Origin of the sequence: Bradyrhizobium sp. Arg816 (genome assembly GCF_029989365.1) — a bacterium.
Taxonomy (GTDB): Bacteria; Pseudomonadota; Alphaproteobacteria; order Rhizobiales; family Xanthobacteraceae; genus Bradyrhizobium.
Genome location: NZ_JAPRAQ010000009.1, coordinates 230,284 through 252,935, shown reverse-complemented (window position 1 = coordinate 252,935; position 22,652 = coordinate 230,284). Strand labels below are relative to the sequence as shown.

Genomic DNA, 22,652 nt, shown 5'->3' with positions numbered 1-22,652 from the left:
CATCATCTCCTCTGCATTTCCGGCGACATCAGCAGCAGCGCCAGCGCCTGCTGCCGCGACTCCGCGCGCTCGATGGTTTTACGCGTCTCGATCGAGGCCGCATCGGCGGCGGCGAACTCCAGCAAGTCGAGCGGATCGATGTTGTTGCCGAGCCGCGCGCCCATTTGCGCCGCGATGTCGAGCCGGAGCTTGATGCCTTCGGGTGCGGCCCAGGCCGCGCTGGTATCCGGAAAACCGTTCGGCCCGGCCGGCGACCACAGCGGCTGGCCGAGCAGGTTCAGATTGCTGAGATAGCCGCCGGGATCTTCCGGCACGCGCGCGAGCAGCCGGCCGCTCGCGATCACGAAGTCGTAAGGAGAGCGCATCTTGGTCAGCGGCGCCTTCCACGCTTCGTCGGAATCGACCAGCGCAACAGCCATTGCCTTGAGATCGCCATCGGTCTTGACGAAGACGTCGCGCAATCGCGCCACAAGCGCCGGCGGCGGATCGTCGGCGACGAAATGGCGCACGAATTTGGCGGCGATGAAATTGGCGGTCGAGGGATGCCGCGCGATGTCGGCGAGCGCGGCCTCGCCCTGCGCAAGGCCGGTCGGCCCGTAGGTCTTGCCGAGCAGCATTTGCGGCCCGGGCTGGTGCGCATTGGCGTTGAACACGAAAGAGCCCGGCGTGCCGAGCTGCCCCTGCCGGCCGGCAAAGGTCCAGCCGGTGATGATGCGCGCGAGCGAGGTGACGTCGTCCTGCGTGTAGCCGCCGCCGACGCCGAGCGTATGCAGCTCCATGATCTCGCGCGCGAGATTTTCGTTCAGCCCGCGCTTGCGGTTCTGCCCGGCGCGCGAATCCGGCCCGAGCGATTGCTGATTGTCGAGGAAGAACAGCATCGCCGGATGCTGCTCGACGGCCTTGAGCATGTCGGCGAAGCGCCCGAGCACATGCGGCCGGATCGCCTCGCGCTCGAACGCGCCGGCCCATATGCGCGCCAGCTCGCCCTTGCTCGCGGAGATGCAGAAATGGTTGGACCAGAACACCACCAGCCGCTCGGTGAAGCCGCACTCGACCAGCGTCGCGCGCTGCAAGCGCGCCAGCGCCTCGGCGCGAAAGGTTTTCTGGATCACGTTGAGCGGCTGCGGCGCGGGCTTGGCGGCAGGAGGCGCGGCAGCGCCGGGCTGCATGGCGTCCGGTTTCGCCGCATTGTCGGCGGGCTTGGTCTCGGCCATCTGGCCGGCGATCTCGGTCGCGGCCGCATTGAGCGAGAGATTGCGCCGCAGCCCCGGCTTCTGATCGGCCGGTGCCTGCTGCGCCCCTTCAGCGGGCGCAGCGGCCTTCGCGGCCTCGCGCGCCTGCTTGACCTGGTCCTGATAGGCGAACACGGCCTGGCCCAGCTGCGGCGTCGATTGCAGCCCCGGCGCCTCCAGCAGCACGCCGTTGGGGCGCGCGAGTTCCGCCTTCACGAAGCCGCGCGGATCGGACGCCGCGTTGATGAGATCGCCGGACGCCCCGCCGCGCGCCCCGAAACCGAAACGGTTGAGCGCGACGAGGGCAGCTTGCGAATCGCGGGCCATCGATGTGTCCTTCGCGCGTTGCCAACCGCTTTCCGAGTCTGAGCGCAGCGCCTAATATACCGTAGCGGGAGATGAACCCGGCATGAAAATGACGGCGCAGCCTTTGGGCAAATCATGACAAATCCGAAAGAATTTCCCTTCGAATTTCCCTTGCCGGAACCGCGCCGCCTCGCCTGCTCCCGTTGCGGCACCGAGTTCGGCTGCGATCTCTCGGGAAACTGCTGGTGCGCGGAGGAAACGGCGCGGCTGCCGATGCCGGTCAAGGGCGAGGATTGTTTGTGCCGGGAATGTCTGCGCAAGGCGGCGGCGGTGCGTAGCCCGGATGGAGCGCAAGCGTAATCCGGGAATCCTTCTGCGGGCACCGGCCCCGGATTTCGCTAGCGCTCCATCCGGGCTACAAAGCTTACACCGCGTGCCCAGGCGACATCCGCGCCATGCCGTCGAACGCGTCGAGCAGCTTCCCGCGCCAGGCATAGACGGGATCATCGCTCTCCAGCAGCTTGAACGGGCTCGTCACGCGCGCCCACTGAAAACCGCCGAACACGATGTAGTCGGCATAGTTCGGCGCGCTGCCGCCGATATAGGGCTGCCTCTTCAGGGTCTGCCGCATCACCTCGAGCGATTTGCGGAACGCGACCACGCCGGTGTCGCGGCTCGCCATCACGTCTTCCAGCGTTTTACCGCCAAAGCGCGCCTCGCGTGACTGGCGGAAATAGGTCGCATCGACCTCCGCGAGATTCTTCGGGATGTCGGCGATGATCAACGGGAAGATGCCGCCGACGATGGCGATGTCGCCCCAGGCGTTGAGCATGCGCGCCATGGCGCGGCCGCCGTCGCCGCCGAACAGCGACGGCTGGTCTGGAAAATTGTCCTCGAGATAGGTCGCGATCGCCCAGGAATCGATCACGGGCTTGTCATGATGCAGGAGCACCGGGACCTTCTCCGAGCCGTGCGGCGAAATCGCGCTCTTCTCGGTGAAGCGCCAGGGCAGCGATTCCGCCGACAGGCCTTTGTGCGCCAGCGCCATTCGCGTGCGCCAGCAATACGGGCTGAACGGGCGCGAAGCATCGGTACCGACGAGTTCGAAGAGCTTGAGCGACATGGCTGCCTCCACATGCTCCGTCATTGCGAGGAGCTCTTGCGACGAAGCAATCCAGACTGCCGCCGCGGAAGCATTCTGGATTGCTTCGCTTGCGCTCGCAATGACGTTGTCGAGGCGGAGGTGTGTGTCACCGCCCGTTCGTTCGAAGCAGCCTCTCGCCGTCCGTCGTCACCGCGATGATCAGCCCCACGCCTGCAATCGTTTCGCGGGTGACGTAGCCCTGCTCGGCGGCGTCTTCCCAGATGGTGAGGCGCGGGCACGAGGTCTTCCAGGTCGCGATCACCTCGGCATAGGCGCGCGGCTCGCGCGCGACCCATTCGACGAAGTCCAGCACCAGAGGATCGGCGTTGCCGCTCATTGCAAACCTCCCTTGTCGAAGGCCGCCAGCACCGGGGTCCGAAGCAGGAGCCAGCCGCCATAGGCGACGTAGTAGCAGGCGATGGTGGTGATCAGCTTGTTCGACCAGGCCACGAATTGCTGGTCGGTCATGGCTTCGAGGATGCGCCGCGCCAGCGTGGTGCCGAGCATCGAGGCTGCGATCGCGACGCCGGCGAGCACGGGATCGAGGCTCGCGGCCTGGTCGATGATGCCACCGAAATAGACGAGCTTGGTGAAATGGCTGACGAGCTGGCACATCGCCTTCGTCGCAACCTTCTCGCGCCGGCCGAAATCGCCGCCGAGAAAGAAGGTGTCGAGCAGCGGTCCCGACACGCCGGTCATCAGCATCAAGCCCATGCAGATCGTACCATAGACGGTGCCCTGCCAGAGCCTATCAGGATCCGGCTTGATGTTCGACGGCAGCAGCCGCGCCATGAACGGGGTGATGCCGAGCAGCAGCAGCGCCATCGGCTTGTCCGGCACATAGCGGGTGAGCGACCAGGCCGCGAGCGCGATGGCAGCGCCGACCATGTAGTTCGCGACCGGCCGCCAGCGGATATGCGCGCGCCACAGAAACGCGCGCCAGCCATTCGAGGCCATCTGCGTGATCGCATGCAGCACCATCGCCGTCGGCAACGGCATCAGCGCCAGCAGCACGCCGATCAGGATCAGCCCGCCCGCCATGCCGAACAGCCCCGACAGGAACGCGGTGGCGACCATCAGCAATCCAAGGGCAGCGATCATGATGGGCGTCACGAGAGATTCTCCTGGGGCACGGTTCAAGTCAGGGACGTACGCTGTTTCACTCCCTCGCCCCGCCCGCGGGGAGAGGGAGGGGTGAGGGGGAGTCTCCGCGGGGACTGCGGCAGTTCGACTCGTGGAGACTCCCCCTCACCCGCACGCTTCGCGTGTCGGCCTCTCCCCACACGCGGGGAGAGGCGAAGAAGAACGTGCCTCGCTTGCCCTGGCTTCGCAAACTGAGTTATCTTGGCCTTGCATCAGCTTTCCTGAGGGTAGGTCATTTGCGGCGGTTGCTGTTTCTCAACGGCATCAAGGCATTCGAGGCGGCGGCGCGGACCGGCAGCTTTGCCGCGGCCGGGCTCGAGCTCAGCGTGTCGGCGGCGGCCGTCAGCCGGATGGTGCATCTGCTGGAGGAACGTCTCGGCGTCGCGCTGTTCGAGCGCAAGGCCAACAAGCTCGTGCTGACGCAGGCAGGCCGCGCCTATCAAAGCGGGCTGACGCCGATCTTCGATGCGCTGGCAAGCCTCACCGCGCAGGTGACGGCTCCCTCCAGCGTCCGCGTGCTCACCATCGGTGTCGGCCACACCTTTGCGATGCGCTGGCTGATCCCGCGGCTGTCGGAATTTCGCAGCGAGGAGCCCGACATCGAGGTGCGCTTCACCACCGGCGGTGCCGAGGTCCCATTCGGCGAGGACTGGAGTTGCGGCATCAAGCTCGGCACCGGCGACTGGCCCGGCCTGGTCGCGGAGCCGCTATTCGCCGGCGACCTCACGCCGGTCTGCGTGCCTCGCCTCGCCACCGGCCTGAAGCGGCCCGCCGACCTCAAAGGGCCGGGCCTGATCCGCGTCACGCATTCGCCGGAGGATTGGCCGATCTGGCTCAAGGCCGCGAACCTCACCCGCATCAACGCGCGCGGACCGGAATTCCAGTTCTACGGCCAGGCGCTCCAGGCCGCCGCCGACGGCCTCGGCATCGCCATGGGCATCCGGCCCTATATCGACGACGATCTCGCCGCCGGCCGGCTGGTCGCGCCGTTCGATCTCTCGGTTCCTAAGGGCATGCGCTGGTACCTGCTGTATCGCAGTTTTCAGACCGAGCAGCGCGACTTCGCCGCGTTCCGGCGCTGGATCATGCGGGCGGCCTCAGAGCCCGCCGCACGCCCCGTCAGGCGGATCGGCCGCGCCGCGCCACGGAACTGACACCCGTTCCACGAGGCCTTGGGCAAAAAAGCCGGCCGCTTGTGAATGGCTTCACATACTGAACCCGCCAAACGTGGTCCCCTGACCCTTCAACAAGACACTTACGGAACATTTGGGGACTACAATGACGACCCTCTACGACGGTTTTGACATCGAATCCTTCGAGGCCGGCAAAGGCCTCTGGCATGCCCGTATCCGCCGCGCCGATCTCAGCCCCCTCGCTATCGATGGCGTGCTGTTTCCGGCGATGGAAGTCGGTTTCGCCTGGCCTGATCAGAACGCGGCGATCGCCGATGCCAAGCACCACATCGACCGCTTCCGCCGGCGGGCCGACGACAGCGACGACGAATAAGCGCGGGACTCCAAGCGAACCAGGGGACAGCGCAGCATAAAGGGGGAACCGGTCATGTCAGTCATCGAATTCGAAGACACGCCGCGGCCGAGGATTTATGCCCGCAATGTGCTGTCGAAATGTCCCGAATGCGACGGCGACCTCGCGGTGCTTCGTGTGATCGGCGGCCGCGCCGGATGCGAGTACTGGACCATGCGCTGCACCGATTGCGGCGGGATCCATCTCGACATCCTCGAGCCGCACCGGGCGAGCGACGACGAGGCCCCGCCGCCGGCGGCTTAAAGAGGCTGCTGCCAACCTGCTGTCAGCAGCCTGAGCACGGACGAGCATTCGCCCTTTTCTGAAGGCCGGACTCGTCCCATATTCGGGGCATGGCGAAGAAACCTGCTCCCCCGAAATCCCCCAAATCCAAAGCTCCGAACTCGAAGGCCCATCGGCCCGACGTGCAGCCGATCGGGCCGGCGTTGGCCGAACTTCTGAATCCCGCGATCAATCGCGGCGATGCCGGGCTTGGATCGGGCACCGGGCTGCAGCCGCCGCCGGACAATTCGCGCGACCGCCGCGCCGGGGGCGAGGCTGCCGCGCATCGGGCACGCGCCTCGACGCCGAAGGAGTTTCCACAGGATACGACGCGACCGATGCCGCTTCGTCCCAACCCGCAGCCACCGGGGGCGCGCGCTTCGGAGAGCGGCGGTTTCGACGAGGCGCCGCAGGCCAATTACGGCACCGCGGCCACGATCCCGACCCTCGATCCGGAACTGGCGCGACAGCTCGGTCTGCCTACCGAGGAGGACGATGCCGAGGCGCTGGCGCGTCCGCCGCGCACCAAGATGGAGGCGCTCGGCGTCAAGGCGACCGCGGATGCGCTGGAGTCGCTGATCCGCGAGGGCCGGCCTGAGTTCCGCAAGGACGACGGCTCCACGAAAGTGTGGACCCCGCACCGGCCGCCGCGCCCGGAGAAGTCCGAAGGCGGCGTGCGCTTCGAGATCAAATCGCCCTACCAGCCGCGCGGCGACCAGCCGACCGCGATCGCGGAACTGGTCGAAGGCATAGAGCGTAACGACCGCTCGCAGGTGCTGCTCGGCGTCACCGGAAGCGGCAAGACCTACACCATGGCCAAGGTGATCGAGGCGACGCAGCGGCCCGCCATCATCCTGGCGCCGAACAAGACGCTCGCCGCCCAGCTCTATGGCGAGTTCAAGAGCTTCTTCCCCGACAACGCAGTCGAGTATTTCGTCAGCTATTACGACTACTACCAGCCGGAGGCCTACGTTCCGCGCACGGACACCTACATCGAAAAGGATTCTTCGATCAACGAGCAGATCGACCGCATGCGCCACTCCGCGACGCGCGCGCTGCTCGAACGCGACGACGTCATCATCGTGGCGTCGGTGTCCTGCATCTACGGTATCGGCTCGGTCGAGACCTACACCGCAATGACCTTCGCGCTGAAGAAGGGCGAGCGCATCGACCAGCGCCAGCTGATCGCCGACCTCGTCGCCCTCCAGTACAAGCGCACCCAGGCCGATTTTACCCGCGGCACGTTTCGCGTGCGCGGCGACGTTATCGACATCTTCCCGGCGCACTATGAGGACCGCGCCTGGCGCGTAAACCTGTTCGGCGACACCATCGAGACCATCGAGGAGTTCGATCCGCTCACCGGCCACAAGCAGGACGAGCTCGAATTCATCAAGATGTACGCCAACTCGCACTATGTGACGCCGCGCCCGACGCTGGTGCAGGCGATCAAGTCGATCAAATCGGAGCTGAAGCAGCGGCTCGACCAGCTCCACGACCAGGGCCGCCTGCTGGAGGCGCAACGACTGGAGCAGCGCACCACCTTCGATCTCGAGATGATGGAGGCGACCGGAAGCTGCGCCGGCATCGAGAACTATTCGCGCTATCTCACCGGGCGCCTGCCCGGCGAGCCGCCACCGACGCTGTTCGAATACGTCCCCGACAACGCGCTGGTGTTCGCCGACGAGAGCCACGTCACCGTGCCGCAGATCGGCGGCATGTTCCGCGGCGACTTCCGCCGCAAGGCGACGTTGGCCGAATACGGTTTCCGCCTGCCCTCGTGCATGGACAACCGCCCGCTCCGCTTCGAGGAATGGGACATGATGCGGCCGCAGACGGTCGCGGTGTCGGCGACGCCGAGCGGCTGGGAGCTGAACGAGAGCGGCGGCGTGTTCGTCGAGCAGGTGATCCGACCGACGGGCCTTATTGATCCTCCCGTTAATATCCGCCCCGCCCGCACCCAGGTCGACGATCTCGTCGGCGAGGTCCGCGCCACAGCCCAGGCCGGCTATCGCTCGCTGATCACCGTGCTGACGAAACGCATGGCGGAGGACCTTACCGAATATCTGCATGAGCAGGGCATCCGCGTCCGCTACATGCACAGCGATATCGACACCATCGAGCGCATCGAGATCATCAGGGACCTCCGCCTCGGCGCGTTCGACGCGCTGGTCGGCATCAACCTGCTCCGCGAAGGCCTCGACATTCCCGAATGCGCGCTGGTCGCGATCCTGGACGCCGACAAGGAAGGTTTTCTGCGCAGCGAGACCTCGCTGATCCAGACCATCGGCCGCGCCGCGCGCAACGTCGACGGCAAGGTGATCCTCTATGCCGACCAGATGACGGGCTCGATGGAGCGCGCGATCGCGGAAACCAACCGCCGCCGCGAAAAGCAGGTCGAGTACAACACCGCCAACGGCATCACGCCGGAGAGCGTGAAGAAGCAGATCGGCGACATCCTCAACTCCGTCTACGAGCGCGACCACGTGCTGGTCGAGGTCGGCGGCCACGACATGACCGACGACGTCATCTCGATCGGCCACAATTTCGAAGCCGTGCTCGCCGATCTCGAAACCCGCATGCGCGAGGCCGCAGCCGATCTGAACTTCGAGGAAGCCGCCCGCCTCCGCGACGAAGTCAAGCGCCTGCGCGCCACCGAGCTCGCAGTGGTCGACGACCCCACCGTCAAGCAGCGCACGGTGCAGGGCAAGGCCGGCGCCTACGCCGGCACCAAGAAGTATGGCGACGCCGCCAACCTGCCCGTCAGCGCGATGAAGAAGAAAACCGTGAGCTCCGCGCTGAAAGCCAGCGGCGGCGGCAGCGGCTCGAAAGTGCACAAGCCACATCTCGACGAGATGCACGGGCCGGAGTCGTTGCCCTATCGCGAGAACGCGAGCCTGCCGGCAAAGCCGTTCGGCAGCACGAGCCGGATCATCCAGCCGACGGACTCACGGCAGTCGGGGCCGGAGTTCGGGCCGGCGCCGAAGTCGACAGGCGGGCAGCCGGGACGGCGGGGCGGGTGGAAGAAGAGGTAGACGACGGAGTGTCGTCCGCGCTTGTCGGGGCTATGGATTCTCAGATGCGCAATTGCGCGTCATAGCTCGCCGCTTTGCGGCACCCCGGAATGACGAGGGAGCATGTGGTGCCGTTCGCGCCTACAACTTCCCCTGCCCGTTCACCTGGCCCTGCTGTTGCTGCTGCTTGTCCTGCTCCTTGGCGTGATGCCTGCCGTAGAGGCAGCCGGCGGCGGCGCCCAGGACGCCGTGATGGCCGGCATAATGGCCGGCGACGCCGCCGACGACGGCGCCCTTGATGCAGCCCTTGGCGTTGGCGGCGGAGGTCGCGCCCAGCATCAGAAGTGCTGCGGCGACGGTGAGAAGCGGGGATTTCATGATCGATGTCTCCGGATCAGTTTTCGGCGTCTCAACGAGCACCGATGGGCGCGGGTTCCAGTGCGCCGTGCATGGCGGGGCGCGCCCGCCGGTTTGCATGCGGCGTCATCGGGGGCCACGAAAATCCGCTTGAATTCGTGCAGGCGACCATAAACGCAACCGTTAATTGCATATCATGAACCCGGTATTGCATCTGCGCGTCATATGATCCGGACGCCTGTGTTTTTGCGGATTGATGGACCCGCAGAGCCCGCATCGGCGTTTGCATTCCACACTCCACGAGGGCGGGAGCGGCATGACGGTTGAATCGCTGAACAGGCAACGCGTGCTGCATCTGCTGGACAGTTTTGGGCGCGGCGATATCGAGGCCGCGCTGTCGTGCTGCACCGACGACGTCGACTTTCTCACCCACGCGCCGATCGACGTGCTGCCGCACATGGTGCCGCGCCACGGCAAGGCCGAATTGCGTGCGCTGTGGCAGACGGTCTGGTCGCGCTATTCCGAAATCCGCTACAAGGCGCCGCACATCCTCGCCGACGGCGACGAGGTCGCGACCTACCTGCACACCTACTTCAAGAAGCGCAGCAACGATCGCGTCGTGCAGTTCGACATGGCGGTGTTCTATAGCTTCCGGGGCGGACTGGTGGCGCAGATCCGCGAGATCATCGATTCCTATGATCTGGTGCAGCAGGTGCTGGAGCGGGAGATCGGGCCGCTGATCGTGGGCGCGCGGGCCGACGGGGGATGACCCTTCTTCCTTTCTTACGGGCAGAGGTGAAGCAGAGACCGGGAGATTACGGGGTTCTGTTGTAAATCTCACAAAGCCGCATCAATTGTGCATTGCAAAAACGTGAATTGCGTTTTGGCCGAAGTTGCGTATTTTATTCGTATACAAATGAGTTGAGCGGCCCCGGGGCACATTGCTGTGCATGGGGTTGTTTTCCGTTTTTTTCTGCAAGCCAGCTTCAGGACGCCCCCAAATGACAGAGCACAGCCTCTGGCGTTTCTCGCGCGCGTTGCACCGCGCGGTGAACGACCGGGATTTCAGTGACATCGAGTCCCTGATCGACGAGGACGTCGAGTGGGCGATCTACGGCCCGATCGACATGTTTCCGTTCCTCGGCGCGCGCCAGGGCCGGGACGCCGTGCTCGACGTCATCCGCCAGCTCGCCGACAATTTCCGTGTCCGCCGCTTCGACCGCGAGAGCATCATGCTCGGCGTGGATTCCGCCGCCTCGATGCTGCGCTATTCGCTGACCGCGCTGGACTCCGACAAGCCGATCAGCTTGCGGGTCGCGCAGTTCGCCCAGTTCAGGGCGGGCAAGCTGATCAGCATGCGCGTGCTGGTCGACACCTTCGATCTGGTCGAACAGGCACTCGGCCGCGCCATTCATCTGCCGAAGATGACCCGCGTCGGCTGAGGGGGACGCCAACGGGCCCCCCTTGCCGGGACCGATGATTGATGCTCGCCCGACCCGCGTCCTGGCCTCCAGCCCCGCCGGATGTCGTCGTGGCGAAGCTCGTCATCGGGCGCGCGCCTTTCGCGCGGCCCGTTGGTTCGTTATTTTTGTTGTTTGAGCATATCTCCGCGCAAACGCGTTCCGCGTTTGTCGCGAGGGAAAACCGCTGCACGCTTTGCGCTGGCGCGGCCCTTCGGGTCCGGATCATGCTGTGGCCGAGGCGAGCCGCCACAATTTCGCAACGATAGATCACCATGTGTTGAGCGGACCGAATGGCGCATGGTCATCACCGAAGGCCACACTATAGTGGCGGCAAGCATGCGTTGGGCTCGCGGGCAGGACGATGGAATTCTCGACAGGTTTTGGCTGGACCAGGCTGCCGGTGCTGGCGGCCACATTCATTTTAGGCTCGGTTCTGACGGTCTCGGCGCAGATCATTCCGCCGTTCTCTCCCGCCGCGGCCGCGCCCGACAATGAGGCCGAGGCCGCAGAGACCGCCGAGGCCCCCGACGTCAACGACCCCGACGTGCTCAAAGGCATCGACGTCGACAAGCTCGACTGGAGCCAGCTCGCGGTCGACGCCGGCACCGGCAACGACGTCATGGCCGCCAAGAAGCGCGCCCAGGCCGCCGCCAAGGACGGCCTGAACTGGTCGTCGAACGCGAATGCCAACGGCTCCTCGGCGGTGACGGTGAAGCAGTCGGTCTCCTCGTTCTGGGACGCCCGCATCGGCGCCGACATGACGGTGACGAGCGAGCCGCGGACGATGTCCGAGCTGCTGGCGCAGAAGGCCACCAATGGTGGCAGCCTGCCGCAATCATCCGGCAGCGCCTGGGCGGCGGCGACCGCGCCGGGCGCCGGCTCGATCTGGGACAAGACCGCGGTGGAAGCCCGGGTCGATCCCGGCGCCGAGCAGAGCAAGATCGGAGCGTCGCTGATCAAGTCGGTGCCGCTGTCGAGCGACACGTCGCTGACGCTCCAGAACGGCTACAGCGTCAACCAGCAGGGCACCACCGCGGTGCCGGGCGTCGGCGGGCACGTCACGCGCAACTACGAGACGGATCAGACCGCCAAGGTCACCCTCACCGACACCGGCACCAGCATCACCGCCGGCCAGTCGCTGTCGACCACCGACGACAAATGGCTGCGCAAGGTCGGCGCCGAGCAAAAGCTGTTCGACAACGTCACCGTCTCCGGCTCGGTCGGCGAGACCTCGCAGGGCGCGATCAACAAGAGCCTGACGGCGGGCTTCAAGAAGAGCTGGTAGCTTAAGCGCTCCACTCTCTCCCCTCATCCTGAGGAACTCGGAACGCGCGTCTCGAACCATGAGGGGGATGGAACTTCGTTACCCCCGGCCATTCAGACACTCGTAACCATACGCCACGGCAAAGCCCCCGAATCGTCCGCCCTTGCCGTATCTCGGCCAAGTTGCGGTCAAAATCCGACGCCCTAGTCGAATGACCGAACTCGTCGTGCGGGGGACCCTCGCGCTGCGCTCAACGCGAACAGGGGAATAACGATGAACGCCATGCGTCCGGAAAAGACCGAATCCACCGAGACCGAGACGGTCGACAACAACCTCGCCGCAGTGACGGAAGTCGAAGCCGGCATCCGTGACTTCGTCCGCAACGACATCGCCTATCTGCGCCGGCCGGCATCGGGCACCACCGACGCGCCGCCGCTCGATCCGAGCGCGGAAGCCACCGTCACCAACGTCAACTCGCTGATCCAGCGCGTCGCCGGCACCTCGCTCGCCGAGATCGAGAACCTGATCTCCGAGCTCGAGAGCCTGCGCGACCTGCTCCATGCCGAAGGCCAGCGCGTCCAGCGCGAGATCTCCGGCTATGCCCAGCTCAGCCAGGCCGCGATGAAGTCGACCCGCATGATCGCCGACAACGTCGCGCAGTGGAAGCGCGCCGCCGACGGCCTGCGCAACAGCTGATCACTCACGTCTGGCATCACCAGCCGCCGCGTTCCGCAAGGGGCGCGGCGGTTTTGATTCGCGAGAGTGAAGCGGTACTCCGTCTCTCCTGTACAGGCGTCATCACCCGCGAAAGCGGGTGATCCAGTATTCCAGAGACGACAGTGATTGAGCCGAGAAGCCGCGGCGTACTGGATGCCCCGCCTTCGCGGGGCATGACGACGGAGGGTTTGGTGAGCGCCGCGCGGGCGACAACATCCCCTTTGAACCCTCCGCGCCCCGGCGCCGACCAATGCCAAGCGCCCGCAGCCTTGCGGCCGGGCCTGGGGACATTTCAGATGGAAAGCATTCGGCCCGACAATACGGACCCTATCCCGCTGCGGCCCGCGCCGAACCAGTTCGGCACGATCATGCTGCGCTTCGTCGGATTGCTGGCGATCGCGATCGCGGTGCTGGCGTTCGTCTATAGCCGCTGACGGCGGGCCCGGAAGGCGGCGCGAAAAGTTAACGAGCCCTTAACGGCTCGCGTCGACCGTCGAGGCTTCCAGGGTGTAGCCGCCATCGGCATAGCCCTTCACCACCATGCCGGCGACCAGCATCACTGCCAGCGTCGCGGTCGCAAAGATAAATCCCACCAGCTTGAGTGCGCCGCGGTCTGCCATGGTCCTCGTCCCCTGTTCTCTGCCCAATTCGTTTCAATTAGACAGCGACAGGTTCATAATTGGTTAGCAACTCGATGGTTCCGCCAGCTGCTTCGCGGGCCAGCCATCTCGGGGGCTTATGGCAGCCGCCCGGAATCGCGTCCATAGCGCGGAGGCAACACTCGCTCGGTTTCTCTTTTCTCCCTCTCCCCGTTCTTAAGGGGAGAGGTTAAGGAAGCCGCGGCTCGATCGATTCTAAATTACACGCCCTTCCGCATCGGCACGAAGGCGCTGGCGGTGATGGAATAGACCTCCTCGCCGCGCTGGTTGGTGCCGGTGGTGCGGGCCGTCAGAATGCCCCAGCCGAGGCGCGAGGCCGAGCTGCGCTTGTCGATGACTTCGTTGACGTAGGCCACGGTGTCGCCGGCGAGCACCGGCCTGATCCAGCGCAGATCGCGAAAGCCCGGCGACGGGCCCCACACCGCGACCTCCTCGCCGCGCGAAGCGGCCTCACGCGCCACACGCTGGCCGTCGGCGACAAGCAGGCTCATGCCGGCCGAGCCGACATGCCAGCCCGAGGCGGCGAGCCCGCCGAACAGCGAGTTCTTGCCTTCCTCCTCGTCGAGGTGGAAGCGTTGCGGATCGAACTTTGCGGCGAAAATCTTGATGGACTCCGCGGTGAACGTATAGGCGCCGATCTCGCGGCGGTGACCGATCTCGATCTCCTCGAAGAAGGGCATCAGACTGCTCCCTCGCGCCGCTTGATCATGATCGGCGACGTCATTTCGCACAGCGCCTCGCCCCTGGCATTGCGCACCGTGCATTTGAACTTGACGATGCCGAGCTCGGGGCGGCTCTTCGAGGCGCGCGCCTCCAGCACGTCGACGTCGAGCATGAGATCGTCGCCGGGCCGCAAGGGCGACAGCCAGCGCACCTCGTCAACGCCGGGCGAGCCGAGCGAAGCGGCGCGCGTGATGAAGCCATCGGCCATCATCCGCATCATCAGCGAGCAGAGATGCCAGCCCGAGCCGGACAGGCCGCGCAGCATGCTGTTGGCCGCGGCCTCCTCATCGAGGTGCATCGGCTGTGGATCGAACTCGGCGGCGAAAGCCAAGATCTCGTCGCGGGTGACATGGCGCGGGCCGAATGTTCCGAACCGGCCGGGCGGGAAATCTTCGAAGGTCAGGGGCATCTTGGGATTGGTTGGCGGAAATGACAGATTGTGGCCGCACTTTGCGGCAATCTCAACCCGCTGGCCCGCATGGCTCGTGCTACATAAGACGCGGCGGCGTTGATCTGAGTCGGATCAGCCAAGGGCCAGGATCCGTCGGTCGAGGCCCGATTTGAAGTCCCGATTTGCCCTGGGGAGAGCAATGTTTTCATTCAGCGACCTGTTTCAATGGGACCGCTTCATCACGCCGACGATCATCAAGACCTTCTACTGGCTGGTGATCGCGCTGATCTGCCTGTTCGGCCTTTCCGGAATCTTCTCCGGTCTCGCGACGATGGCGATCAGCCCGTTCGGGGGCTTCCTGGTGCTGCTGTCGTCGATCGCGAGCATCGTCGTCGGCATCGTGTTCTCGCGCATCGCCGCGGAGCTGATCCTGATCGTCTTCCGCATCAACGAGCATCTCGGCGCGATCCGCGATCAGGGCGGCGGGGCGCGGTGAGGCAGGCGTAGGCGCCGTAGGGTGGGCAAAGCGAAGCGTGCCCACCTCTTCCGTCGCTATATTGGATAGATGGTGGGCACGGCGCGATGCGCCTTTGCCACCCTACGAGAGCGCTCTTTCGAGTCTTACGTATTAAACCTGAAATGCATCACGTCGCCGTCGGCGACGACGTATTCCTTGCCTTCGAGACGCAACTTGCCGGCATCGCGGGCGCCGGCTTCGCCGTTCAGCGCGACATAGTCCTCATACGCAATCGTCTCGGCGCGGATAAAACCCTTCTCGAAGTCGGTGTGGATCACGCCGGCCGCGCCCGGGGCCTTGGTGCCGCGATAGATGGTCCAGGCGCGCGCTTCCTTCGGGCCCACCGTGAAATAGGTGATGAGGTCGAGCAGGGTGTAGCCGGCACGGATCAGGCGATCGAGGCCGGCTTCTTCGAGACCCAGCGTCTCCAGGAAGTCGGCGCGTTCCTCGCGCGAAATGGTGGCGATCTCGGATTCGATCTTGGCGGAGATGACGACGGCAACGGCGCCTTCCTTGGCCGCCTGCTCCTCCACCGCCTTGGAGAACGAATTGCCCGTGGCGGCCGAGCCTTCCTCGACGTTGCAGACGTAGAGCACGGGCTTCGACGACAGCAGGCCGAGCATCCCGAAGGCGCGCTCCTCCTCCGCTTTGCGTTCGACGAGGCGGGCGGGCTTGCCCTCGCGCAGCAGCACCAGCGTGCGGTTGACGAGGTCGAGCTGCTCCTTGGCGTCCTTGTCGTTGCCCTTGGCTTTCTTCGTGAGGTTGTCGACGCGCTTCTCGAGGCTGTCGAGGTCGGCGAGCATCAGCTCGGTCTCGATGGTCTCGATGTCGGCGAGCGGGGCGATCTTGCCCTCGACATGCGTGATGTCGGAATCCTCGAAGCAGCGCACGACATGCGCGATGGCATCGACCTCGCGGATGTTGGCGAGGAACTGGTTGCCGAGGCCTTCACCCTTGGAGGCGCCGCGCACGAGGCCGGCGATGTCGACGAAGGTCAGCCGGGTCGGGATGATCTGCGCCGATTTGGCGATGGCCGAGAGCTTGTCGAGCCGCGGATCGGGCACGGCGACTTCGCCGACATTCGGCTCGATGGTGCAGAACGGATAGTTCGCGGCCTGCGCCGCGGCCGTCTCGGTCAGCGCATTGAACAAGGTCGACTTGCCGACATTGGGCAACCCGACGATCCCGCATTTAAATCCCATGGTCGTCCTCTATCCGTATTCGTCATGGCCGGGCTTGACGGAGAAAACGGCGCCCTATTCCTTGCCGTTCTCGTCCTTGGTCAAAAAGCCCTTCGCCTGCATGGCGAGATGCACCCTGTTGGCGAAGGTCGCGTCCGTGCCCTTGGCAACCAGTGCCGCGTGCTCGGCCACCGCCTCGCACAGCGTCGCCACCCAGTCGTTGTCGGCCTTGGCAAAGTCCGACAGCACGTGGCCGTGCACCAGTTCCTTGACGCCGGGATGACCGATGCCGAGCCGGACCCGGCGATAGTCGTTGCCGATGTGCGCCGAGATCGAGCGCAGGCCGTTGTGGCCGGCGATGCCGCCGCCGATCTTCACCCGCACCTTGCCCGGCGGCAGTTCGAGCTCGTCGTGGAACACGGTGACGTCGCCGGGCGCGATCTTGAAGAAGCTTGCCGCTTCCTGAACGCTACGGCCCGAGTCATTCATGTAGGTCGTCGGCTTGAGCAGGATGATGCGCTCAGTGCCGAGCGCACCTTCCGAGGTCTCGCCCTGAAACCTGCGGCGCCATGGCGCAAAGCCCTGCCGCCGCGCGATCTCGTCGACGGCCATGAAGCCGATATTGTGCCGGTTACGTGCGTATTTCGCGCCGGGATTGCCGAGCCCAACAAAGAGTCGCATGTCGCGGCGCGCCCCTCGCTCGGCGCGCGATCAAGGATCGCGCGCCGGCTTTGAGAGATTACTTCTTCTTGTCGCCGCCGGCGGGAGCCTTGGCAGCCGCAGCCGGAGCAGCAGCACCCGCAGCCGGAGCCGCAGCGCCAGCCGCCGGAGCAGCCGCAGCAGCGCCCGGAGCTGCAGCCGCAGCCGCGGCCTTCTGCTCTTCGGCGTAGCCGGACGGCGGCACGATGGTGACGAGGGTCGCGTCCTCGCGGGTCAGCGCCTTCACGCCGGCCGGCAGCTTGATGTCGGCCAGATGCAGGGAGTGACCGATTTCGAGTGAGCCGACATCAGCCTCGATGAATTGCGGGATGCTCTCGACGCCGCATTCGAGGTCGATCGAATGCGCGACGATGTTGACAGCGCCGCCGCGCTTCACGCCGGGCGAACCTTCGGCCTTCACCACGTGCAAGGGCACGCTGATACGGATGGTGGCGCCTTCGCCGAGCCGCATGAAGTCGACATGGATCGGGAAGTCCTTGACCGGATCGAGGTGATAGTCGCGCGGAATCACGCGGTGCTTCTTGCCGTCGAGCTCGACGTCGACCAGCGTGGTCAGGAACCGGCCGGCGAGGATGCGCGTGCGCAGTTCGCGATCGTCAACCGAGATCGGGAGCGGGGGCTGGTTGTTACCATAGATCACTCCGGGCACTCTCCCGGCGCGACGCTCAGCCCGGGCGGCCCCCTTGCCGCTCTTCGGACGTGCGGTCGCCTTCAATTCCTTGACGGTCGTCGCCATGTCGTTAAGTCCTTGTTTTTGCAAAAGTTAATGGGCCGCAGCGCGGCCCATGGCATAGCTCACAGCAAGCCTCCAGGGGTGCGGGGGCCGTGAACTTGGCGGGCTTTTACCCGGAAGACGCGGAAATGACAAGGAGAATGGGCGGGCAGCCCGGGCTCTTACCCTCCCCTGGAGGGGGAGGGTCGGCTCACATTGAGCGCAGCGAAATGTGAGCCGGGGTGGGGTGATCCCTCCCCACGGGCACTGTTCGACGCGGCGAGACTGTCACCCCACCCCGCTCGCGCTGCGCGCGATCGACCCTCCCCCTCCAGGGGAGGGTAAGGAAGAGCGCCGTACGACGGCCCTACCCGCCGAGCTTGGCCTCCAGCGCCACGATGCGCGCCTTCAGGGCCTCGTTCTCCTCGCGGGCGAGGCGGGCCATGTCCTTGACCGCCTCGAACTCCTCGCGCTTGACCAGGTCCATGTCGCGCAGGAATTTCTCGGCCTGGGTGCGCATCACGGTGTCGAACTCGCGCTTGACGCCCTGGGCGGCACCGGCGGCGTCGTTCATCAGGCGGCCGATCTCGTCGAAAAACCGGTTGTTGGTCTGGGTCATGTCGGTCTCCTGGCGGCCTCAGATAAACTTTGCGCGAACGCGCGAAAAGACAATGGCAATCCGGGCGAAACGGTTCAAGGGCCGATCGGCGGTATCCTTGTCATGCCCCGGTTTCCTTGCAATCGTATTCAACGTCCCTGCATAACAAGAATCAGAAGGCGCACGAGATGATCGATCAGCAGATCGCGATTCCCACCAAGGACGGCCACACCGCAACCTTCATCACCCATCCCGAACGCGGCGGGGCGTTTCCGGTCATCCTGTTCTACATGGATGCGCCGGCGATCCGTGAGGAGCTGCGCGACATGGCGCGCCGGCTCGCCACCTCGGGCTATTACGTGATGCTGCCGAACCTCTATTACCGCTCCGGCGTGATGGAGCTCGGCGCGCTGCCGGCCGATCCGAATGCACCCGAGCGCAAGCGCATGTTCCAGCTCATGGCCTCGCTCAACATTCCCATGATCATGGAGGATACCAGGGCCCTGCTCACCTATGCCGAGGGCCAGGCGGCTGCCAATACGAAAATCGTCGGCACCGTCGGCTATTGCATGAGCGGCCGTTACGCCGTCAACGCGGCCACGCACTTTGCCGACCGCGTCAAGGCCGCCGCCTCGATCTACGGAACGCATCTGGCGACCGACGAAGACAACAGCCCGCATCTCGCCGCCGGCAAGACCAGGGCCGAACTCTATTTCGCCTGCGCCGAGACCGACATCTACGCGCCCGCCGAGGTCATCGAGAAGGTCAAACAGGGCATGAGCGGCGCGAAAGCCGAGGTCGAGATCTATCCCGGCACGCATCACGGCTTCGCCTTCCCCAAGCGTCCGGTCTACGACCGCGACGCCGCCGAGCGGCATTGGGAGCGGCTGCTGGCGCTCTATCGCCGCAATCTCGTTTAAGTCTAGAAGGCCTGATGCCCTTTCTGCTCATCGACTTTCCCGCCTTCAGGCCGATCGCGATCGAGATCGGTCCGTTCGCGATCCGCTGGTATGCGCTGGCCTATATCAGCGGCATCGTGTTCGGCTGGCTCTATGCGCGCTCGCTGCTGAAGAAAGAGCGCCTGTGGAGCGGCCCCCCGCCGATGTCGCTGGTGCAGATCGACGACTTCATCCTCTGGGTCACGCTCGGCATCATCCTCGGCGGCCGCACCGGCTATGTGCTGTTCTACAATCTGCCCTTCTTCATCGATCACCCCGCCGCGATCTTCAAATTGTGGGAGGGCGGCATGTCCTTCCATGGCGGCTTCCTCGGCTGCGTCGTCGCAGTGATGTGGTTTGCCTATCGCAACCGCATCTCGATCCTGTCGCTGGGCGACATCACCACGGCGGTCGCCCCGGTCGGGCTGCTGCTCGGACGCATCGCCAATTTCATCAATGGCGAATTGTGGGGCCGCGCCACCGACCCCAGCCTACCCTGGGCGATGATCTTCCCCAACGATCCCTCGCAGCTGCCGCGCCATCCGAGCCAGCTCTATGAGGCCGGCATGGAGGGCATCCTGCTGTTCACCGTGCTCGCGGTGATGATCCGTTTCGGCGCCCTGAAGCGGCCCGGCATGATCCTCGGCGCCTTCATCCTGATCTATGGCCTGACCCGCATCGCCGGCGAGCATTTCCGCGAGCCGGACGTCCAGCTCGGCTTCCTCTGGGGCGGATTAACCATGGGCATGCTGTTGTCGATCCCGATGCTTATTGTAGGCCTCATACTTATTGTATTGGCTGTCAGGCGCGGCGCGCCGAAGCCCGCCGGGACCATCAGTTAATTCCTTTCGAGAAGACAGACCGTGACCGAACAGCCGCTACTCAACGAGATCAAGGCGCTGATCAAATCCTCAGGGCCCATGCCGGTCTGGCGGTACATGGAACTGTGCCTGATGCATCCGCGCTATGGCTATTACGTCTCGCGCGATCCGCTCGGGCGCGAAGGCGACTTCACCACCGCGCCCGAGGTCAGCCAGATGTTCGGCGAGCTCCTGGGGCTGTGGACCGCCTCGGTGTGGAAGCAGATGGGCTCGCCGCAATTCCTGCGGCTGATCGAGCTCGGCCCCGGCCGCGGCACCATGATGGCGGATGCGCTGCGCGCACTGCGCGTGTTGCCGCCGCTCTACCAGGCGCTTCATGTCCACATGGTCGAGGTCAATCCCGTGCTGCGCGAGCGGCAGAGTGCGACGCTGGCGGGCGTGCGCAACATCGCCTGGCACGACAGCATCGACGACGTGCCGGAAGGCCCAAGCATCATCCTCGCCAACGAATATTTCGACGTGCTGCCGATCCACCAGATGGTGAAGCGCGAGAACGGCTGGCACGAGCGCGTGATCGAGATCGATCCCAACGGCAAGCTTCAATTCGGCGCGGCTGCCGACCCGACGCCGCGCTTCGACGTGCTGCTGCCGCCTCTGGTACGCGCCGCTCCCGTCGGCGCCGTGTTCGAATGGCGGCCCGACGGCGAGATCATGAAGCTCGCCACGCGCGTGCGCGACCAGGACGGCGCGGCGCTGATCATCGACTACGGCCATCTGCGCAGCGATGCCGGCGACACCTTCCAGGCGATCGCGCGCCACACCTTCACCGATCCGCTGAAGGCACCGGGCCAGGCCGACGTCACCGCCCATGTCGACTTCCAGGCGCTGGCGCGCGCGGCCGAGGATGTCGGCGCCCGCGCGCACGGCCCGGTGACGCAGGGTGATTTCCTCAAACGCGTCGGCATCGATACCCGCGCGGCTGCCCTGATGCAGAAGGCGACGCCTGACGTTGCGACCGACATTTCAGTGGCGCTCAAGCGCCTGACCGATACCGGGCGCAGCGGCATGGGCTCGATGTTCAAGGTGCTCGGCATCTCCGAGCCGCGGCTGACCGGCATCGCCGGCCTCAGCGATCTCGAACGGGCCGGAGGCGCCTCATGACGCTTGCTTCGTCGCTGCTGTCGGCCGTGCCCGGCCTGCGCCACGCCTTCTTCACCCGCGAGGGCGGCGTCTCGGGCGGGATCTATTCGGCGCTCAATGGCGGGCTCGGCTCCAACGACGATCCGGCGCATGTCGCGGAGAACCGCCGCCGCATGGCCGAGCATGTCGGCGTCGCCCCGGAGCGCTTCATCAGCCTGCACCAGATCCATTCGCCCGATGTCCTCGTCGCCGAAGCGCCGTGGCCGAGCGGGCCGCGGCCGAAGGGCGATGCGCTGGTCACGACAACACCCGGCATCGCGCTCGGCGTCTCCACCGCCGATTGCGGACCGGTGCTGTTCGTCGATCCCAACGCGCGCGTGATCGGCGGCGCCCATGCCGGCTGGAAGGGCGCGCTGACCGGCGTGCTGGAACAGACGATCTCGGCGATGGAGAAGCTCGGCGCCACGCGCAGCGGGATCATCGCCGCGATCGGCCCCTTGATCCGCCAGGACAGCTACGAGGTCGGCAACGAGTTCGTGGCGCGCTTCATCGAGGTGGACGCGGACAACGCCATGTTCTTCATCCCGTCGGTGCGCGCCGGACACGCGATGTTCGACCTCGCCGGCTTCATCCGGAAGCGGCTCGAAGCCGCCGGCATCCTGATGATCGACGACCTCGGCCTGGACACCTATGCCGACGAGCGCTTCTTCAGCTATCGCCGCTCGGTGCATCGCAAGGAGCCGGATTACGGCCGCCACATTCACGCGATAGCGCTCGAGGGGTAAGCTGGCCGTCGCTTCGTTCCTGCTTCAAAACGGCCTTGACTCTCCACCTGCTGGAAACCGCAGAAACGCGGAATGAAGCAACGCACCTACAGCATCGGCGAAGCGGCACGGCTCTGCGGCATCTCGGTCCGCAAGCTTCGCTTCTATTCGGACGAGGGATTGTTGCCGCCGGCAGACCGAACTGCGAGCGGCTACCGCGTCTTCACGGATAGCGAACTCGTCCGACTGGAGCTCATCCGCTGTCTCCGTGATGCCGGCCTTGGCCTGGATGCGATCCGGGAGGTCCTCCGCCAGGAGCTGTCGCTTGCCGAGGCTCTGAAGCTACGGCTCGAAGCGCTGGAGGCGGAGATCGCCGCTCAGCGCCGCGTCGCCGCCGCGCTGCGGGCTGCGTTGCGATCACCGCAACTCACCGAAGCCGATCTGAGGAGATTTTGGAGCATGACGCAACTGTCCCGCGTGGAACGACGCAACGTGGTTGAACGCTTTTTTGAAAGAGTGTCCGACGGCATCAACATCGATCAGGAATGGGTCCGCCAGATGGTGGAAGCGACCGTCCCGGAACTGCCCGACGAGCCAACGCCTGAGCAATGCGACGCATGGATCGAGCTTGCAGCCCTCCTGAGCGATCCCTCCTTCATCGCCAATATGCGAGCCAACGCCGGTGATGTCTGGGATCGCGAGGTCATCGATATGAAGGCCTGTCAGGAAGCCAGCGACGCCATAGTGCTCAGGGCGAAGCAAGCCATCGAACAGGGGCTTGAACCGTCATCCGCGCAAGCCAATGAGCTGGCGCGGGATTGGCTGGAGATCTCGGCTCGCCTGCTGAACCAGAAGCCCGACGCCGGCTTCCGTAACTGGATGCGCACGAAATATGTCCGGCACGATGCTCGCGCGAACCGCTATTGGGAACTGGTAGCCATCATGAGAGGGCAGTCCCCCGACTCCAGCCCAAACCGGGAATGGGTGTGGATCCAGGCTGCGATGCGACATCATCTGGCAGCCTGAGCGAGCATGCACATCGCGG

The 22,652-nt window shown here is 65.3% G+C and carries 28 protein-coding genes; 16 read left to right on the top strand and 12 right to left on the bottom strand.

The window, feature by feature from the left end:
• Positions 1–2: 2 nt before the first annotated feature.
• A complete protein-coding gene (locus OWC48_RS23320) occupies positions 3–1,559 on the bottom strand; it encodes a DUF1800 domain-containing protein (protein WP_282522051.1) in 1,557 nt (518 codons plus the stop codon).
• Positions 1,560–1,673: 114 nt separating this feature from the next.
• Here OWC48_RS23320 and OWC48_RS23315 point away from each other — a divergent pair, with 114 nt between their 5' ends.
• Positions 1,674–1,898, top strand: coding sequence for a cysteine-rich CWC family protein (locus OWC48_RS23315; protein WP_282522050.1), 225 nt, complete (start codon positions 1,674–1,676; stop codon positions 1,896–1,898).
• A gap of 64 nt (positions 1,899–1,962) precedes the next feature.
• On the opposite strand, the gene OWC48_RS23310 is transcribed toward OWC48_RS23315, so the two are convergent.
• The 3 genes from OWC48_RS23310 to OWC48_RS23300 all read right to left on the bottom strand — a co-directional run bounded on the left by OWC48_RS23310 (position 1,963) and on the right by OWC48_RS23300 (position 3,795).
• Complete coding sequence (locus OWC48_RS23310; protein ID WP_282522049.1) at positions 1,963–2,661, bottom strand: glutathione S-transferase family protein; 699 nt, start codon at positions 2,659–2,661, stop codon at positions 1,963–1,965.
• Positions 2,662–2,788: 127 nt separating this feature from the next.
• Positions 2,789–3,019, bottom strand: a complete 231-nt coding sequence (locus tag OWC48_RS23305; protein ID WP_282522048.1) for a hypothetical protein — start codon at positions 3,017–3,019, stop codon at positions 2,789–2,791.
• Positions 3,016–3,795 carry a sulfite exporter TauE/SafE family protein gene (locus OWC48_RS23300; protein ID WP_282522047.1) on the bottom strand — a complete coding sequence of 260 codons (780 nt, stop codon included), beginning with the start codon at positions 3,793–3,795 and terminating at the stop codon, positions 3,016–3,018. The genes OWC48_RS23305 and OWC48_RS23300 overlap by 4 nt, the downstream gene beginning before the upstream one ends.
• A gap of 266 nt (positions 3,796–4,061) precedes the next feature.
• Between OWC48_RS23300 and OWC48_RS23295 the strand changes: the two genes are divergently transcribed.
• The 4 genes from OWC48_RS23295 (at position 4,062) to uvrB (ending at position 8,663) form a co-directional block, all read left to right on the top strand.
• The gene (locus OWC48_RS23295) at positions 4,062–4,979 is read left to right on the top strand and encodes a LysR substrate-binding domain-containing protein (RefSeq protein ID WP_282522046.1); all 918 of its coding nucleotides are present in this window, start codon (positions 4,062–4,064) and stop codon (positions 4,977–4,979) included.
• Positions 4,980–5,103: 124 nt separating this feature from the next.
• Positions 5,104–5,331, top strand: coding sequence for a hypothetical protein (locus tag OWC48_RS23290; protein ID WP_282522045.1), 228 nt, complete (start codon positions 5,104–5,106; stop codon positions 5,329–5,331).
• A gap of 54 nt (positions 5,332–5,385) precedes the next feature.
• Complete coding sequence (locus OWC48_RS23285) at positions 5,386–5,613, top strand: hypothetical protein (RefSeq protein WP_282522044.1); 228 nt, start codon at positions 5,386–5,388, stop codon at positions 5,611–5,613.
• An 89-nt stretch (positions 5,614–5,702) separates the two neighbouring features.
• Positions 5,703–8,663 carry an excinuclease ABC subunit UvrB gene (gene uvrB / locus OWC48_RS23280; protein WP_282522043.1) on the top strand — a complete coding sequence of 987 codons (2,961 nt, stop codon included), beginning with the start codon at positions 5,703–5,705 and terminating at the stop codon, positions 8,661–8,663.
• A 120-nt stretch (positions 8,664–8,783) separates the two neighbouring features.
• On the opposite strand, the gene OWC48_RS23275 is transcribed toward uvrB, so the two are convergent.
• Entirely contained in the window at positions 8,784–9,020 is a 237-nt protein-coding gene (locus OWC48_RS23275; protein ID WP_282522042.1) for a hypothetical protein, read from the bottom strand.
• A gap of 295 nt (positions 9,021–9,315) precedes the next feature.
• On the opposite strand from OWC48_RS23275, the gene OWC48_RS23270 reads away from it, so the two are divergent.
• The 5 genes from OWC48_RS23270 to OWC48_RS23250 all read left to right on the top strand — a co-directional run bounded on the left by OWC48_RS23270 (position 9,316) and on the right by OWC48_RS23250 (position 12,877).
• Positions 9,316–9,768 (top strand): nuclear transport factor 2 family protein, encoded by a 453-nt coding sequence (locus OWC48_RS23270; RefSeq protein WP_282522041.1) that lies wholly within the window; start codon positions 9,316–9,318, stop codon positions 9,766–9,768.
• 232 nt (positions 9,769–10,000) lie between these two features.
• Entirely contained in the window at positions 10,001–10,441 is a 441-nt protein-coding gene (locus OWC48_RS23265; protein ID WP_028158003.1) for a nuclear transport factor 2 family protein, read from the top strand.
• A gap of 382 nt (positions 10,442–10,823) precedes the next feature.
• On the top strand, positions 10,824–11,747 hold the full coding sequence (locus OWC48_RS23260) for a hypothetical protein (RefSeq protein WP_282522040.1): 924 nt from the start codon (positions 10,824–10,826) through the stop codon (positions 11,745–11,747).
• A 252-nt stretch (positions 11,748–11,999) separates the two neighbouring features.
• Positions 12,000–12,422 carry a hypothetical protein gene (locus tag OWC48_RS23255; protein ID WP_282522039.1) on the top strand — a complete coding sequence of 141 codons (423 nt, stop codon included), beginning with the start codon at positions 12,000–12,002 and terminating at the stop codon, positions 12,420–12,422.
• A gap of 317 nt (positions 12,423–12,739) precedes the next feature.
• Entirely contained in the window at positions 12,740–12,877 is a 138-nt protein-coding gene (locus OWC48_RS23250) for a hypothetical protein (protein ID WP_212484281.1), read from the top strand.
• 39 nt (positions 12,878–12,916) lie between these two features.
• On the opposite strand, the gene OWC48_RS23245 is transcribed toward OWC48_RS23250, so the two are convergent.
• The 3 genes from OWC48_RS23245 to OWC48_RS23235 form a co-directional block, all read right to left on the bottom strand.
• Positions 12,917–13,063 (bottom strand): hypothetical protein, encoded by a 147-nt coding sequence (locus OWC48_RS23245; RefSeq protein ID WP_166103493.1) that lies wholly within the window; start codon positions 13,061–13,063, stop codon positions 12,917–12,919.
• 239 nt (positions 13,064–13,302) lie between these two features.
• Complete coding sequence (locus OWC48_RS23240) at positions 13,303–13,782, bottom strand: MaoC family dehydratase (RefSeq protein WP_282522038.1); 480 nt, start codon at positions 13,780–13,782, stop codon at positions 13,303–13,305.
• On the bottom strand, positions 13,782–14,234 hold the full coding sequence (locus tag OWC48_RS23235; protein ID WP_282522037.1) for a MaoC family dehydratase: 453 nt from the start codon (positions 14,232–14,234) through the stop codon (positions 13,782–13,784). The genes OWC48_RS23240 and OWC48_RS23235 overlap by 1 nt, the downstream gene beginning before the upstream one ends.
• Before the next feature lie 181 nt (positions 14,235–14,415).
• Here OWC48_RS23235 and OWC48_RS23230 point away from each other — a divergent pair, with 181 nt between their 5' ends.
• Positions 14,416–14,712 carry a DUF4282 domain-containing protein gene (locus OWC48_RS23230; protein WP_063985551.1) on the top strand — a complete coding sequence of 99 codons (297 nt, stop codon included), beginning with the start codon at positions 14,416–14,418 and terminating at the stop codon, positions 14,710–14,712.
• Between the two features lie 125 nt (positions 14,713–14,837).
• Here the strand turns inward: OWC48_RS23230 and ychF are convergent, their stop codons facing one another.
• From ychF to OWC48_RS23210, 4 genes are all read right to left on the bottom strand, one after another.
• On the bottom strand, positions 14,838–15,935 hold the full coding sequence (ychF, locus tag OWC48_RS23225) for a redox-regulated ATPase YchF (protein ID WP_028151572.1): 1,098 nt from the start codon (positions 15,933–15,935) through the stop codon (positions 14,838–14,840).
• Positions 15,936–15,989: 54 nt separating this feature from the next.
• A complete protein-coding gene (gene pth, locus OWC48_RS23220) occupies positions 15,990–16,595 on the bottom strand; it encodes an aminoacyl-tRNA hydrolase (RefSeq protein ID WP_282522036.1) in 606 nt (201 codons plus the stop codon).
• Between the two features lie 58 nt (positions 16,596–16,653).
• Positions 16,654–17,370, bottom strand: coding sequence for a 50S ribosomal protein L25/general stress protein Ctc (locus OWC48_RS23215; protein ID WP_282522035.1), 717 nt, complete (start codon positions 17,368–17,370; stop codon positions 16,654–16,656).
• A 343-nt stretch (positions 17,371–17,713) separates the two neighbouring features.
• On the bottom strand, positions 17,714–17,965 hold the full coding sequence (locus OWC48_RS23210) for an accessory factor UbiK family protein (RefSeq protein ID WP_028151569.1): 252 nt from the start codon (positions 17,963–17,965) through the stop codon (positions 17,714–17,716).
• A gap of 167 nt (positions 17,966–18,132) precedes the next feature.
• On the opposite strand from OWC48_RS23210, the gene OWC48_RS23205 reads away from it, so the two are divergent.
• The 5 genes from OWC48_RS23205 to OWC48_RS23185 all read left to right on the top strand — a co-directional run bounded on the left by OWC48_RS23205 (position 18,133) and on the right by OWC48_RS23185 (position 22,633).
• Positions 18,133–18,864, top strand: a complete 732-nt coding sequence (locus OWC48_RS23205) for a dienelactone hydrolase family protein (RefSeq protein ID WP_282522034.1) — start codon at positions 18,133–18,135, stop codon at positions 18,862–18,864.
• A 14-nt stretch (positions 18,865–18,878) separates the two neighbouring features.
• Entirely contained in the window at positions 18,879–19,724 is an 846-nt protein-coding gene (gene lgt / locus OWC48_RS23200) for a prolipoprotein diacylglyceryl transferase (protein WP_282522033.1), read from the top strand.
• A 21-nt stretch (positions 19,725–19,745) separates the two neighbouring features.
• Positions 19,746–20,864, top strand: coding sequence for an SAM-dependent methyltransferase (locus tag OWC48_RS23195; protein WP_282522032.1), 1,119 nt, complete (start codon positions 19,746–19,748; stop codon positions 20,862–20,864).
• Complete coding sequence (pgeF, locus tag OWC48_RS23190) at positions 20,861–21,628, top strand: peptidoglycan editing factor PgeF (RefSeq protein WP_282522031.1); 768 nt, start codon at positions 20,861–20,863, stop codon at positions 21,626–21,628. Before OWC48_RS23195 ends, pgeF begins: the two co-directional genes overlap by 4 nt.
• Positions 21,629–21,700: 72 nt before the next feature.
• Positions 21,701–22,633, top strand: a complete 933-nt coding sequence (locus tag OWC48_RS23185) for a MerR family transcriptional regulator (RefSeq protein WP_282522030.1) — start codon at positions 21,701–21,703, stop codon at positions 22,631–22,633.
• Positions 22,634–22,652 lie beyond the last annotated feature (19 nt).

Coding starts and splice junctions, on each gene's coding strand:
- OWC48_RS23320 (WP_282522051.1), bottom strand. CDS start 1,559: ATGGCCCGCGATTCGCAAGCTGCCCTCGTCGCGCTCAACCGTTTCGGT.
- OWC48_RS23315 (WP_282522050.1), top strand. CDS start 1,674: ATGACAAATCCGAAAGAATTTCCCTTCGAATTTCCCTTGCCGGAACCG.
- OWC48_RS23310 (WP_282522049.1), bottom strand. CDS start 2,661: ATGTCGCTCAAGCTCTTCGAACTCGTCGGTACCGATGCTTCGCGCCCG.
- OWC48_RS23305 (WP_282522048.1), bottom strand. CDS start 3,019: ATGAGCGGCAACGCCGATCCTCTGGTGCTGGACTTCGTCGAATGGGTC.
- OWC48_RS23290 (WP_282522045.1), top strand. CDS start 5,104: ATGACGACCCTCTACGACGGTTTTGACATCGAATCCTTCGAGGCCGGC.
- OWC48_RS23285 (WP_282522044.1), top strand. CDS start 5,386: ATGTCAGTCATCGAATTCGAAGACACGCCGCGGCCGAGGATTTATGCC.
- uvrB (WP_282522043.1), top strand. CDS start 5,703: ATGGCGAAGAAACCTGCTCCCCCGAAATCCCCCAAATCCAAAGCTCCG.
- OWC48_RS23275 (WP_282522042.1), bottom strand. CDS start 9,020: ATGAAATCCCCGCTTCTCACCGTCGCCGCAGCACTTCTGATGCTGGGC.
- OWC48_RS23270 (WP_282522041.1), top strand. CDS start 9,316: ATGACGGTTGAATCGCTGAACAGGCAACGCGTGCTGCATCTGCTGGAC.
- OWC48_RS23265 (WP_028158003.1), top strand. CDS start 10,001: ATGACAGAGCACAGCCTCTGGCGTTTCTCGCGCGCGTTGCACCGCGCG.
- OWC48_RS23260 (WP_282522040.1), top strand. CDS start 10,824: ATGGAATTCTCGACAGGTTTTGGCTGGACCAGGCTGCCGGTGCTGGCG.
- OWC48_RS23255 (WP_282522039.1), top strand. CDS start 12,000: ATGAACGCCATGCGTCCGGAAAAGACCGAATCCACCGAGACCGAGACG.
- OWC48_RS23250 (WP_212484281.1), top strand. CDS start 12,740: ATGGAAAGCATTCGGCCCGACAATACGGACCCTATCCCGCTGCGGCCC.
- OWC48_RS23245 (WP_166103493.1), bottom strand. CDS start 13,063: ATGGCAGACCGCGGCGCACTCAAGCTGGTGGGATTTATCTTTGCGACC.
- OWC48_RS23240 (WP_282522038.1), bottom strand. CDS start 13,782: ATGCCCTTCTTCGAGGAGATCGAGATCGGTCACCGCCGCGAGATCGGC.
- OWC48_RS23235 (WP_282522037.1), bottom strand. CDS start 14,234: ATGCCCCTGACCTTCGAAGATTTCCCGCCCGGCCGGTTCGGAACATTC.
- OWC48_RS23230 (WP_063985551.1), top strand. CDS start 14,416: ATGTTTTCATTCAGCGACCTGTTTCAATGGGACCGCTTCATCACGCCG.
- ychF (WP_028151572.1), bottom strand. CDS start 15,935: ATGGGATTTAAATGCGGGATCGTCGGGTTGCCCAATGTCGGCAAGTCG.
- pth (WP_282522036.1), bottom strand. CDS start 16,595: ATGCGACTCTTTGTTGGGCTCGGCAATCCCGGCGCGAAATACGCACGT.
- OWC48_RS23215 (WP_282522035.1), bottom strand. CDS start 17,370: ATGGCGACGACCGTCAAGGAATTGAAGGCGACCGCACGTCCGAAGAGC.
- OWC48_RS23210 (WP_028151569.1), bottom strand. CDS start 17,965: ATGACCCAGACCAACAACCGGTTTTTCGACGAGATCGGCCGCCTGATG.
- OWC48_RS23205 (WP_282522034.1), top strand. CDS start 18,133: ATGATCGATCAGCAGATCGCGATTCCCACCAAGGACGGCCACACCGCA.
- lgt (WP_282522033.1), top strand. CDS start 18,879: ATGCCCTTTCTGCTCATCGACTTTCCCGCCTTCAGGCCGATCGCGATC.
- pgeF (WP_282522031.1), top strand. CDS start 20,861: ATGACGCTTGCTTCGTCGCTGCTGTCGGCCGTGCCCGGCCTGCGCCAC.
- OWC48_RS23185 (WP_282522030.1), top strand. CDS start 21,701: ATGAAGCAACGCACCTACAGCATCGGCGAAGCGGCACGGCTCTGCGGC.